The 13,765-nt window shown below is 41.8% G+C and carries 6 protein-coding genes, 1 tRNA gene and 3 rRNA genes; 2 read left to right on the top strand and 8 right to left on the bottom strand.

The window, feature by feature from the left end; genetic code table 11:
• Positions 1-4: 4 nt before the first annotated feature.
• The 3 genes from UtA1_RS04075 to UtA1_RS04065 are packed head-to-tail and all read right to left on the bottom strand — an operon-like array spanning position 5 to position 3,566.
• Positions 5-886, bottom strand: a complete 882-nt coding sequence (locus tag UtA1_RS04075) for a branched-chain amino acid ABC transporter permease (RefSeq protein WP_096550125.1) — start codon at positions 884-886, stop codon at positions 5-7.
• A complete protein-coding gene (locus UtA1_RS04070; protein WP_096550124.1) occupies positions 861-2,780 on the bottom strand; it encodes an AMP-dependent synthetase/ligase in 1,920 nt (639 codons plus the stop codon). The genes UtA1_RS04075 and UtA1_RS04070 overlap by 26 nt, the downstream gene beginning before the upstream one ends.
• Positions 2,781-2,792: 12 nt before the next feature.
• The gene (locus UtA1_RS04065) at positions 2,793-3,566 is read right to left on the bottom strand and encodes an ABC transporter ATP-binding protein (RefSeq protein ID WP_016839636.1); all 774 of its coding nucleotides are present in this window, start codon (positions 3,564-3,566) and stop codon (positions 2,793-2,795) included.
• Positions 3,567-4,082: 516 nt separating this feature from the next.
• Between UtA1_RS04065 and UtA1_RS04060 the strand changes: the two genes are divergently transcribed.
• Entirely contained in the window at positions 4,083-5,327 is a 1,245-nt protein-coding gene (locus UtA1_RS04060) for an ISL3 family transposase (protein ID WP_197722743.1), read from the top strand.
• A gap of 275 nt (positions 5,328-5,602) precedes the next feature.
• On the opposite strand, the gene UtA1_RS04055 is transcribed toward UtA1_RS04060, so the two are convergent.
• The 4 genes from UtA1_RS04055 to UtA1_RS04040 form a co-directional block, all read right to left on the bottom strand.
• A tRNA-Asn gene (locus UtA1_RS04055) sits at positions 5,603-5,677 on the bottom strand.
• A 478-nt stretch (positions 5,678-6,155) separates the two neighbouring features.
• Positions 6,156-6,271, bottom strand: a 5S ribosomal RNA gene (gene rrf, locus UtA1_RS04050).
• A gap of 68 nt (positions 6,272-6,339) precedes the next feature.
• A 23S ribosomal RNA gene (locus UtA1_RS04045) occupies positions 6,340-9,266 on the bottom strand.
• Between the two features lie 303 nt (positions 9,267-9,569).
• A 16S ribosomal RNA gene (locus tag UtA1_RS04040) occupies positions 9,570-11,122 on the bottom strand.
• Together the 16S, 23S and 5S rRNA genes with 1 tRNA gene alongside form the textbook arrangement of a ribosomal RNA operon.
• 243 nt (positions 11,123-11,365) lie before the next feature.
• Between UtA1_RS04040 and UtA1_RS04035 the strand changes: the two genes are divergently transcribed.
• A complete protein-coding gene (locus UtA1_RS04035; RefSeq protein WP_096550122.1) occupies positions 11,366-12,016 on the top strand; it encodes a hypothetical protein in 651 nt (216 codons plus the stop codon).
• Positions 12,017-12,083: 67 nt separating this feature from the next.
• On the opposite strand, the gene UtA1_RS04030 is transcribed toward UtA1_RS04035, so the two are convergent.
• The gene (locus UtA1_RS04030; RefSeq protein ID WP_096552131.1) at positions 12,084-13,736 is read right to left on the bottom strand and encodes an IS1182 family transposase; all 1,653 of its coding nucleotides are present in this window, start codon (positions 13,734-13,736) and stop codon (positions 12,084-12,086) included.
• Positions 13,737-13,765 lie beyond the last annotated feature (29 nt).

The raw sequence follows: 13,765 nt of genomic DNA, 5'->3' as shown, positions 1-13,765 counted from the left end.
AACGTCACACCCTCTCAATACCACGGCTACCAAACAAGCCATATGGTTTTAACATTAGGATTAATAGAACCACAATAAATGGCACTACATCTTTTAATCCTCCTCCTACGAGAGGATCTAAATAACCTCCTGCCAAGTTTTGTATAATGCCAATGAGAAAACCTCCAATAATTGCCCCCATTACACTATCAAGTCCTCCAAGAATCACAACCGGTAATACTGTTAAACCAATTGCTGACATAGTAGGGCTAACTCCATTAATATTTCCAAGCAATATTCCTCCTATTGCGGCTACCATGGAGGCAATCATCCAAGTCATCGCTAAAACGAACTTTACGCTCATCCCCATGGATAATGCAGCTTGTCGATCGTCTGCAACCGCACGCATCGCTAGACCCATTTTGGAGTATTTGAAAAAAATTGAAAAAATAACTAGTAAAATCATGACAATAATAAAGGACCATAAATAGACTGGTGTAATTATGATTCCTCCTATATTCAGCGGCGTCTGCGGAAACACAGGTGGAAAAGTTCTAGTTGTATGTCCCCAAATAATATGAACAGCACCAGCTAGTAAACTTGATAATCCTAGTGTTGCCATAATGACAGAAATTGTCGGTGCATTTTGTAATTGCCGAATGACTAGTCGCTCAACGACTAACCCTAAAAATGCACTAAATAATAACGTCCCTATAAATGCAACAAGGAAAGGCACGTTTAAAGCCGTCATAATGACTAAACAAACATATGGGCCAAATAATACAAATTCACCATTAGCTAGGTTTAGCGCTCCACTGGCTCGGTAAATCAAAACAAAACCGAGAGCTACAAGACCATAAATACTACCAACGACAATTCCATTAATAAGCATTTGCAAGAAGAACATCCTCAGGCACCTCCAAATTCTGCTCCAATTGAACGATGCGCAATGGAATCTCCTCTACTGATTCTGTTTCCGATATGCGCACTTGAATCAATTGATTATTTGAATACATTGCATCGATTAGCTCTTTATAAGCATTTTCAACGAAATTTCTTCGGATTTTTAATGTTCTTGTCAGTTCTCCTGCATCTGCTGAAAATTGTTTGTGTAAAATGATAAATCGCTTTACCCGTTCTTGTGGAGGTAATTCCTCCATTAACCTTTTTACTTCTTGTTGAATTAATTTAATCACTCTGTTATTTACTGATAAATCAGAAAATTCTGTATATACTATGCGCTCTTTAGCCGCCCATCTTCCAACAGTAGTCATATCGATATTAATAAGTGCAGATAAAAATGGACGATTTTTTCCAAACACAATCGCTTCTTGAATATATGGACTGGACTTTATTATATTTTCAATTTTGTGAGGATAAATTTCTCCTTTTGGCATGACGATCACATCTTCTTTTCTATCCAAAATATAGAGATGACCATCCTTATCAATGAAACCTTTATCTCCAAGGGAAATCCATCCATCAATCACCAATTCCTGATGTTCATCGTTTAAATATCTAGAGAAAATGGCATTGTTTTTTAAATATACTAGTCCATCTTCTCCAATTTTTACTTCCGTATTTGGAAGCGCCATACCAGAACTGCCCACTTTGATATCATCATCTCGTTGAACAATGGCAATTCCCGCTACTTCTGTTCCACCATACGTCTGCTTCACATTTACACCGATGCTATGATAAAAATATAATGCTTCAGGGTGCAATGCTGCTCCTGCAACATATGCTCTTCTCGTTCTCGCTAAACCTAAATGATCGCGAATTGCACTAAAAATAATGACATCTCCAAGGAAGTACATAAAACGTTCAAATGCAGTAAGCTGGAGATTCTCCAACTTTGCCTTTGCGCGCTTATCACCATATTTTTTAAATAGTTGATATACTTTTCTTTTGAACCAACTAGCTCCTTCCATACGAACTTGAACATTTGACATGATCGATTGATACACTCTCGGAGAAGCAATTATTGTTTGTGGTCCAATTTCTCTTAAATCACCAATAACTGTATCCGAACGTTCAGGGAAATTTACTGTCAACCCAATAACTAAAGGAACCACAATCCCCATAATTTGCTCATGTATCCAAGCAAGCGGGAGAAATGAAAAATAATCATCCGTTTTTTTCATTTCATCTAGTTGAGTTAAATTTTTGGCTGCTTCAATTAGTTGATAATGGGTGTATACGGCTGCTTTTGGGTTTCCACTTGTTGCGGCACTGTAGGAAATAAGCGCTTCTCTTTGCTCTTCTAAATGGCCAATCTGTTCTTCGAAAAAATTCGGATGTTCTTTTAATCGTTCTGCACCAATATTCAGTAATTCTTCCAAGTAAATTAGTTTTGGGTGACGATAATGTCTTAAACCTCGAGCATCATAATAAACAATATGTTCTATGAATGGGACTTCATTTTCAATTGCTAATAATTTATCCACTTGCTCCTTATCTTCAACAATGACGATTCTCGGTCTTGTATCATTCAAATAAAATCGAATTTGCTCTTGTAAAGATTCTTGATAAATTCCTACTGATATTCCACCAATTGTCTGTGCTGCAAGCTGAGCATATAGCCATTGTGGTTTATTTTCCCCTATAATGGCTAGCGTTTCCCCTTCTTTAAAATCATAATGTTTCTGTAAAGCAATCGATAATCTCCTTACATTCTCTAAGTAATGGCTCCACGTGATTTCTTTCCATATTCCCAATTGTTTCTGTCTAAAAGCTACTCCTAAAGATTCGATTTTCGCTCGTTCAAATAAAAGTGACGGTAACGTGACCGTTGTTACCATGTTTTTCCCCCTTCAAATAACTGTTTCTTCTCCAATATAAGCTTTTATTACATCTGGATTTTCTCTTACTTCCTTAGGTGTTCCAAAACCTATGCGTTTCCCAAAATCCAACACTGCGATGTGATTAGATAAGCTCATTACAACACCTAAATCATGTTCAATAAGTACTACTGTAATTTTCATGACTTCATGCATATCTAATATAAATTGAGACATTCTTTCTTTTTCGGCACCATTCATCCCAGCCATTGGTTCGTCCAATAAAATCAGCTCGGGATTTAAGGCTAACGCTCGGCCTACTTCTACTCTCTTTTGTAGTCCATATGGAAGAGTGCCAACGGGTTTATGTCGAATATCCTGTAACTCTAAAAACTCTATTACTTCTTCTACTTTTTCACGATGTTCTATTTCTTCTTTTGATGCTTTACCTACATAAATTCCACCACTAAACACACCTGATTTCATTAATGTATGTCTACCTAATTTAATATTGTCCAATACTGACATATGCGCAAATAACGCTATATTTTGGAAAGCACGTGCAATTCCGAGGGTTGTTCGTTCATAAGGTTTCATATTAGTTATATCTTTCCCTTTATAGCGGATTGAGCCGCTTGTTGGATGATACAATCCACTGATACAATTCAACATGCTCGTCTTTCCCGCACCATTTGGACCTATAAGTGAGAATATTTCTCCTTCGTTAATATGAAATGAAACTTGATCTAAAGCTTTCACTCCTCCAAAGTGTAATGAAACATTTTCTATCTCCAATATCGGCCCCAATAAAGTTCCCCCTTTTAGTTTATTAGTTACATTAGCAGTTAATAGATGAGATGTTTTGTATAATATACTAATCATTTTTTTTATTTATGAATAAAATTTTCTAATTTTTGAGATTTTTTATAACAAAATACCCCCTTACTTTTTATTAGTTAGAGGGTTAAATTATTCTAATATGATATTTTTGTCATATGGAGCATTAATAGTGTTGTGCTGATTTAAGAAAATTGTTTTATCAAATAAACTATTGTTCTATTTTACAATTTTTCCTACTTGCATACTTTATATTGTATAGTAAACATGGAAACTGTTTTTAAAAATAATAGATGCTTTGTTGAGGAATTTAGAATATATCTAATAGAATGGTGTTAACGATATTGTAAGAAAATTGGGCTCTATAATATTTGGTGTTGGTGAGTAAAAACCAGCACCATTTTTTTACAAAAAAAATGAGACATGTGACAAACTCTGGTAAAATGTAATCGAACAAAACCTCATTTCCCAAAGGAGTTGTGTCACATGTCTCACCATCATTCTATACGAAACCTACTCAATATAAAAGACAAAAATATCACATTTGATGAAAATTTTTGTTCTACCGAAACGATCAAAAAAGTAAAAGCGAAAGTCTTTCATGGGACGTTAACGTATCAACCAAAAGCTTGTTATGCTTGTGGACATGTCTTTGATGATCAAATCATTAAACACGGTTTTAAAACGTCTCTCATTAAAATGCCTAGCATTTCAGGTTTTCATACTTACTTAAAATTGCGTAAACAGCGTTATTTCTGTAAACATTGTCATTCCACGTTTACTTTAAAAACGAGCGTCGTGGCTAAAAACTGTTGTATTTCCAACAATACTAAAGTATCGATTGCTTTAAATGCCAAAGATAAAATATCCGAAAAAGATATTGCGATGAAACATAATGTTTCTCATGCCACTGTCAGTCGAGTCATTGACAGCTTTTATAGCTACTATCAGCCGAATGTTCACTATCTTCCACAGCATTTGTGTTTTGATGAGTTTAAATCGCTGCTGGAGCGATGTCCTTTATTTTCTTCGACTCTGAAACGGGGGAGATGGTGGATATCGTGGAGGACCGAAGATTACATCCTCAAAGAGTATTTCTTACGGTATTCCAAGAAGGCGAGAGATTCGGTAAAAAACGATTGTCATCGATATGTACAGCCCTTATATTTCCTTAATCCAAGAAGTTTTCCCGACAAATTCCATATCCTCCAACTATTTAGCAGAGCTTTAAACAAAACGCGCATCAACGTCATGAATCGGGATAAAAAGAATTACAATAAATTAAAAAAATACTGGAAGCTCCTTCTGAAAGATCAAACAAAACTTGATTATAAGAACTATACATATCATCGTTGCTTTAAAAAGCATATGTGTGAGGTGGAGATTCTCCACTATCTCATTGATTTAGATTCTGAATTAAAAGCGTCCTATGAGTTATACCTATACGTTCGCCATTGCATCAAAACCAAAGACTTTGAGCTCCTAAAGAAAACATTAGAGAATAAACAAAATATCGTTTCCAGCTATATGAAAACCGCCATCAAGACAATCAACAAATACATCAATTACGTCGAGAATACGCTAAAGTACGATTATAATAACGGCATTTTAGAGGGGATTCATAACAAAATCAAAGTGATTAAACGCATTTCTTTCGGTTATCGATCCTTCTATCACTTTAGAAACCGAATATTCATTACCCAAAACTTAGCGAAAATAAAAACAGCTTAGGGGAACCTCGAATTTCCCCTAAGCCATCCGATTACATATTACCAAATAATGTCACTAAAATTTATTCACCAACACCATTTGACAAAGAACCTGTAAAAATCGGATTCTGATTACCCAAAATTTAATCACAATGAAAAAAGCTTAGAGGATTCGAAGTTCCTCTAAGCTGTGCGGTTGCATATACCAGGAAAGTCACAAAATTTTTTCACCAACACTATTTGACAAAGAACCGAAAATTGATAGAAGCATTGTTATTGAAAAAAATGCAAAAAAAATGGCTCCGAAGGTAGGATTCGAACCTACGACCAATCGGTTAACAGCCGATTGCTCTACCACTGAGCTACTTCGGAACAATGATATATTTATAATGTTATTGCGTACAAAATATATTATATCCATTTTTTTTATTTTTACAAGTGGATTATTATAATTTTTTGCCACTAAATGTTGTTTTGCTCCCATCTTTTAAACCGTTAGATTTTTACTTGTGAAATATGCACCACTTTGCAGTGGTATTATGGAATAGCAACGTCCTACTCTCACAAGGAGGGCCCCTTTCTACCATCGGCGCTAACTCCGAAGCACGTTGACCGGCGAATTTCTGTGTCAGCTTCGGCAGTCCGGTGCTCACGTACTCTGTACGCTCCGCTCCGGGCTTCCTCGCTTCCTTGAACTTCTTGGTCTCCGTGCTTCTCGTTTCCTCCAAATAATTGTTTTTCTTTCGTTTTAAATGCCACTCCTCTATCGCGCCGATCGGACTTTCAGTCCTTGGTAGTAAGGGGCATAAAAAAAGCCACTACCGACCTTACGTCAGTAATAGCTTTTTGAGCCTAGCAACGTCCTACTCTCACAAGGGGAAGCCCCTTACTACCATCGGCGCTAAAGAGCTTAACTTCCGTGTTCGGTATGGGAACGGGTGTGACCTCTTTGCCATCGTCACTAGACTCATTTGATTATGTATGTAATTACAGAGAGGTTGTTCTCTCAAAACTGGATAACGACATTGAAATGATTGGTTAAGTCCTCGATCGATTAGTATCCGTCAGCTCCACACGTCACCGTGCTTCCACCTCGGACCTATCTACCTCATCGTCTTTGAGGGATCTTACTTGCTTATGCAATGGGAAATCTCATCTTGAGGGGGGCTTCATGCTTAGATGCTTTCAGCACTTATCCCGTCCACACATAGCTACCCAGCGGTGCCTTTGGCAAGACAACTGGTACACCAGCGGTGTGTCCATCCCGGTCCTCTCGTACTAAGGACAGCTCCTCTCAAATTTCCTACGCCCACGACGGATAGGGACCGAACTGTCTCACGACGTTCTGAACCCAGCTCGCGTACCGCTTTAATGGGCGAACAGCCCAACCCTTGGGACCGACTACAGCCCCAGGATGCGATGAGCCGACATCGAGGTGCCAAACCTCCCCGTCGATGTGGACTCTTGGGGGAGATAAGCCTGTTATCCCCGGGGTAGCTTTTATCCGTTGAGCGATGGCCCTTCCATGCGGAACCACCGGATCACTAAGCCCGTCTTTCGACCCTGCTCGACTTGTAGGTCTCGCAGTCAAGCTCCCTTATGCCTTTACACTCTGCGAATGATTTCCAACCATTCTGAGGGAACCTTTGGGCGCCTCCGTTACCTTTTAGGAGGCGACCGCCCCAGTCAAACTGTCCACCTGACACTGTCTCCCAAGCCGATCAGGCTTGCGGGTTAGAATTTCAGTACAACCAGGGTAGTATCCCAAGGGCGCCTCCAGGGAAGCTGGCGCTCCCCCTTCTACGGCTCCTACCTATCCTGTACAAGTTGCACCGAAATTCAATATCAGGTTACAGTAAAGCTCCACGGGGTCTTTCCGTCCTGTCGCGGGTAACCTGCATCTTCACAGGTACTATAATTTCACCGAGTCTCTCGTTGAGACAGTGCCCAGATCGTTACGCCTTTCGTGCGGGTCGGAACTTACCCGACAAGGAATTTCGCTACCTTAGGACCGTTATAGTTACGGCCGCCGTTTACTGGGGCTTCAATTCGGAGCTTCGCTTGCGCTAACTCCTCCTCTTAACCTTCCAGCACCGGGCAGGCGTCAGCCCCTATACTTCACCTTACGGTTTTGCAGAGACCTGTGTTTTTGCTAAACAGTCGCCTGGGCCTATTCACTGCGGCTCATCAGGGCTTGCACCCCAATGAGCACCCCTTCTCCCGAAGTTACGGGGTCATTTTGCCGAGTTCCTTAACGAGAGTTCTCTCGCTCACCTTAGGATTCTCTCCTCGACTACCTGTGTCGGTTTGCGGTACGGGCACCTCCCGCCTCGCTAGAGGCTTTTCTTGGCAGTGTGAAATCAGGAACTTCGCGCGTAACGCGCTCCCCATCACAGCTCGGCGTATTAGGAAGCGGATTTGCCTACTTCCACGCCTTGCTGCTTGGACACGCTCGACCAACGGCGTGCATTCCCTATCCTCCTGCGTCCCCCCATCACTCAAACGGCGGGGAGGTGGTACAGGAATATCAACCTGTTGTCCATCGTCTACGCCTTTCGGCCTCGACTTAGGTCCCGACTAACCCTGAGCGGACGAGCCTTCCTCAGGAAACCTTAGTCATTCGGTGGATGGGATTCTCACCCATCTTTCGCTACTCATACCGGCATTCTCACTTCTAAGCGCTCCACCAGTCCTTCCGGTCTGACTTCGACGCACTTAGAACGCTCTCCTACCACTCGTGCAACGCACGAATCCACAGCTTCGGTGAATCGTTTAGCCCCGTTACATTTTCGGCGCAGCGTCACTCGACCAGTGAGCTATTACGCACTCTTTAAATGATGGCTGCTTCTAAGCCAACATCCTGGTTGTCTAAGCAACGCCACATCCTTTTCCACTTAACGATTACTTTGGGACCTTAGCTGGTGGTCTGGGCTGTTTCCCTTTTGACCACGGATCTTATCACTCGTAGTCTGACTCCCGTGTATAAATAGCTGGCATTCGGAGTTTGTCTGAATTCGGTAACCCGAGGTGGGCCCCTAGTCCAAACAGTGCTCTACCTCCAGTATTCTTCACACGAGGCTAGCCCTAAAGCTATTTCGGAGAGAACCAGCTATCTCCAAGTTCGATTGGAATTTCTCCGCTACCCACACCTCATCCCCGCACTTTTCAACGTGCGTGGGTTCGGGCCTCCAGTGAGTGTTACCTCACCTTCACCCTGGACATGGGTAGATCACCTGGTTTCGGGTCTACGACCACGTACTCAAAACGCCCTATTCAGACTCGCTTTCGCTGCGGCTCCGCATTTTCTGCTTAACCTTGCACGTAATCGTAACTCGCCGGTTCATTCTACAAAAGGCACGCCATCACCCGTTAACGGGCTCTGACTACTTGTAGGCACACGGTTTCAGGTTCTCTTTCACTCCCCTCCCGGGGTGCTTTTCACCTTTCCCTCACGGTACTGGTTCACTATCGGTCACTAGGGAGTATTTAGCCTTGGGAGATGGTCCTCCCGGATTCCGACGGAATTTCACGTGTTCCGCCGTACTCAGGATCCACTCAGGAGAGGATGGATTTTCGACTACAGGGCTTTTACCTTCTCTGGCCGTCCTTTCCAGAACGGTTCATCTAACCCATCCTTTTGTAACTCCGTATAGAGTGTCCTACAACCCCAAGAGGCAAGCCTCTTGGTTTGGGCTGTTCCCGTTTCGCTCGCCGCTACTCAGGGAATCGATTTTTCTTTCTTCTCCTCCAGGTACTTAGATGTTTCAGTTCCCTGGGTGTGCCTTCTTAACGCTATGGATTCACGTTAAGATACTGTTCCATTACGAACAGTGGGTTCCCCCATTCGGAAATCTCCGGATCAAAGCTTACTTACAGCTCCCCGAAGCATATCGGTGTTAGTCCCGTCCTTCATCGGCTCCTAGTGCCAAGGCATCCACCGTGCGCCCTTAACAACTTAACCTTTACGGTTTTCGATACGCTGCGCAATACTTCGTCAATTTCGCTCGTTCGAATCCTCATGTACGCATATAGTACACTCCGGTTCTCACTCGCTTATTTCCTTGTCTTGCTTGCGTCTCGCAACCCTTACGGCTTTAATCCACGTCGCATTTACGTCGTGTTAGCCTAGTTGTTTGCGCTTTACAGTAAATTGCTTGCTTTCAATGTCGTTTATCCAGTTTTCAAAGAACAACACTATAACTTTGAAGGTCATAAACCTTCAAAACTGAACACAAAACGCTAATGCTTCCGTAAATATCCTTAGAAAGGAGGTGATCCAGCCGCACCTTCCGATACGGCTACCTTGTTACGACTTCACCCCAATCATCTGTCCCACCTTCGGCGGCTGGCTCCCGAAAGGGTTACCTCACCGACTTCGGGTGTTACAGACTCTCGTGGTGTGACGGGCGGTGTGTACAAGGCCCGGGAACGTATTCACCGCGGCATGCTGATCCGCGATTACTAGCGATTCCGGCTTCATGCAGGCGAGTTGCAGCCTGCAATCCGAACTGAGAACGTTTTTTTCGGATTGGCTCCGTCTCGCGACTTCGCGACCGTTTGTACCGTCCATTGTAGCACGTGTGTAGCCCAGGTCATAAGGGGCATGATGATTTGACGTCATCCCCACCTTCCTCCGTATTTGTACGGCAGTCTCCTTAGAGTGCCCAACTGAATGATGGCAACTAAGGACAAGGGTTGCGCTCGTTGCGGGACTTAACCCAACATCTCACGACACGAGCTGACGACAACCATGCACCACCTGTCACCGCTGTCCCCGAAGGGAAGGCTATGTCTCCATAGCGGTCAGCGGGATGTCAAGACCTGGTAAGGTTCTTCGCGTTGCTTCGAATTAAACCACATGCTCCACCGCTTGTGCGGGCCCCCGTCAATTCCTTTGAGTTTCAGTCTTGCGACCGTACTCCCCAGGCGGAGTGCTTAATGCGTTAGCTGCAGCACTAAGGGGTGGAAACCCCCTAACACTTAGCACTCATCGTTTACGGCGTGGACTACCAGGGTATCTAATCCTGTTTGCTCCCCACGCTTTCGCGCCTCAGCGTCAGTTACAGGCCAGGAAGCCGCCTTCGCCACTGGTGTTCCTCCATATCTCTACGCATTTCACCGCTACACATGGAATTCCGCTTCCCTCTCCTGCACTCAAGTCTCCCAGTTTCCAATGACCCTCCCCGGTTAAGCCGGGGGCTTTCACATCAGACTTAAAAGACCGCCTGCGCGCGCTTTACGCCCAATAATTCCGGACAACGCTTGCCACCTACGTATTACCGCGGCTGCTGGCACGTAGTTAGCCGTGGCTTTCTAGTAAGGTACCGTCAAGGTGCAGCCAGTTACTACTGCACTTGTTCTTCCCTTACAACAGAGCTTTACGATCCGAAGACCTTCTTCGCTCACGCGGCGTTGCTCCATCAGGCTTTCGCCCATTGTGGAAGATTCCCTACTGCTGCCTCCCGTAGGAGTCTGGGCCGTGTCTCAGTCCCAGTGTGGCCGATCACCCTCTCAGGTCGGCTACGCATCGTCGCCTTGGTAGGCCGTTACCCCACCAACAAGCTAATGCGCCGCGGGCCCATCCTATAGTGATAGCAGAACCATCTTTCAACATCAAAGTATGCACTCTGATGTGTTATCCGGTATTAGCACGCGTTTCCGCGAGTTATCCCAGTCTATAGGGCAGGTTACCCACGTGTTACTCACCCGTCCGCCGCTAACCTCATGAAAGCTAGGCTTTCAATTGGTTCGCTCGACTTGCATGTATTAGGCACGCCGCCAGCGTTCGTCCTGAGCCAGGATCAAACTCTCCATAAAAGAAAATTTGATTTGCTCAAAATTTAATGTCCGAATCTAGTTTGTCAACGAGGGTTAACAACTAGATAATTTATTGCATTAACGTTTTGTTGTTCAGTTTTCAAGGTTCATTTGACATATTTCGCTGTCTTTCGACGACTTTTATATATTAACATCTTTCATTCATGAAAGTCAACACTTTTTCATAAGTTTTTTTAGGAACCATTTTTACTAAACAAAATCCTATAAAAAGGGGACAAACTGATGTTTCGTAAAATGATATTGGCACTATTTATAGTAATGGTGATTTCCTTTTTAATTTATCCTCAGAAAACTTCGATTGTTTCAGTTTTTCGAATGACCCATGAACCGCTAGTTATATCTAAGGGTAATTATGGACAATCATTAATAGTGGAAATTTCTTTTACTCACGAAGGATTGCCTGAATGGTTGGAATCACTTCATGCTCCTTATCCTATATTAATGCTGGATGCAAAATGGATTGAACGTTCTCCAAAGCTAGTAGAGTTAATTCAGAAAAAAAACATTTCCACTGGCTTACTCGGAGGTTATGGTAAAGAAGAATATAGCATAAAAACTTTTAATAAAGAAGTGGAGATTTATAAAAAATATTTTAATCAGAAGCCTCTATGGTTTATGACGAAGGATTATGAATTTCCTGGAGAGTTGAAACAAGCTGCCTTTCACGAAGAAATCAATTTATTATCACCATCTCACATTTATGAAGAAGGTAACCACTATCATGATGTAAAAGGTGCTATCATTAGTTTACAACTAGATGAACAATCAAACCCTAATTTCAAAAATATTTCGAAATTTATTCAGCAACATAAATTCATTTCATTAGAAGAAAACATTTTCGGTTACTCCATTAAATCGACAAAAATGCCATGAAAATAATTAATAACATTACATCCAACAGAAAAAATATTAAATAAAAATTGAAGGGGCTGGGACAAAACTAGCTTCTAGATAGGAAAAAGGAGAATTTGAGTTGGCTCAAATTCTCCTTTTTCCATTTATCCCCATTATTTTTGGTTAGTTGATCTTTGTTGGCCGTGTATTTTCGTAAATTCACGGCCATTAAGGCAATGCCCATTTCATTTTCCACTTTCGATTTTCCTCGAACGGAAAATCGAGTGAAACGCAAATTAGCCTTCAAGAATCCAAAAACTGGTTCTACGTCTATTTTACGTTGACGGAAAATAGAACCAGCTTTTTCTTCTGAAAGCTTCGCTCTTACATATTCTTTTTGTTGTTCCCATTTTTCATTCACCATGACCTTTCGGTGATTGCCTTCCTTTGCTTTTGTACATGATGAACGAAATGGACATCCTGAACAGTTTTCACATTCATAGATTTTCAATTCTCGTTTGAAACCGGTCTTATCGGTACGTACAGAACGATATCGGAAGGTTACTCGCTGCTGATTTGGACAAATGTAGGTATCACTTTCTTCGTCGTACATCCAATTGTCTGGATGAAATGGATTTTGTTTATATTTCTTCTTTTGTTCTTTCTCATACATGGTATATGGAATGAGTGCCTCACATTTTCGATTCGAAAGGATGTCTTCATAGTTTTGTTCACTACCATAACCAGCATCTGCGACAATATACTTTGGCAACGGAAAATAATCCTTTTCTATCTTATTCAAGAACGGAATTAATGTACGTGTATCAGTAGGATTTGGAAAGATGCTATAAGCTAGTGCGTATTGACCTTCTGTTGCGATTTGTACGTTGTATCCAGCCTTCAATTGACCGTTTTTCATATAGTCGTCTTTCATTCGCATGAACGTCGCATCTAAGTCTGTTTTGGAATAACTATTCCGTTCACCCAAGATTTCGAAGTCTTTTTGATACTTTTGTTTACGTAAAATCAAGTCAATCAACTGTTTGTACACTCGCTTCGGATATTTCCGTTCGCTTCTTAATGCTTTTCGTTCTGTGGCATCGGGCGATGTTTCTATCTTTTGGTCATATTCCTTAATGACTTCATCGACTTGTTGCACCATTTGAGCGAGTTCTTCAACGGACAGTTCTCCCTCATTTTCCCGCTCCATTTCAGGGATGATTTCTTTTTCTAATAGTTCGTTGTATAACTGATTGGACTTTTCAATTAAGTTTTGGTTGTATTTTTCAATGGATTTCTTCCATACGAAAGTAAATTTATTGGCATTCGCTTCAATCTTCGTACCATCGATAAAAATGGCTTCTTGATCGATTAACTTTTCTTCCACCAGTTGGCAACGGAATTGGACAAAACATTGACGAATTAATTCTTTTACTTCCGGATGCACACGAAAACGATTGATCGTCCGATAACTTGGTTCATATCCTTGTGCCAACCACATCATTCGTATACTGTCCTTTAATAGCGCTTCAATTTTTCGACCTGAAAAGACAGACTGCGAATAGGCACACAAAATAATTTTTAGCATCATGCGTGGATGATAAGCAGGACAACCTGTATTTCGAAGAAACGGCTGGAAGGCTTCATCTGGAATACTTTCAACTAAATGGTGAATGTGGAAGGCAATATCATTTTCTTGTAATTTTATTTCTAAATCTAGAGGCAAAACTAATTGATTCATGTTATAATATTTGAACATAAGGACCCTTCTTTCTGTTAGGTTTTGTG

This window comes from Ureibacillus thermosphaericus (assembly GCF_002370195.2).
Lineage (GTDB): Bacteria > Bacillota > Bacilli > Bacillales_A > Planococcaceae > Ureibacillus > Ureibacillus thermosphaericus.
The sequence above is the reverse complement of the archived record's forward strand: the minus strand, read 5'-3'. Positions and strand labels throughout refer to the sequence as shown.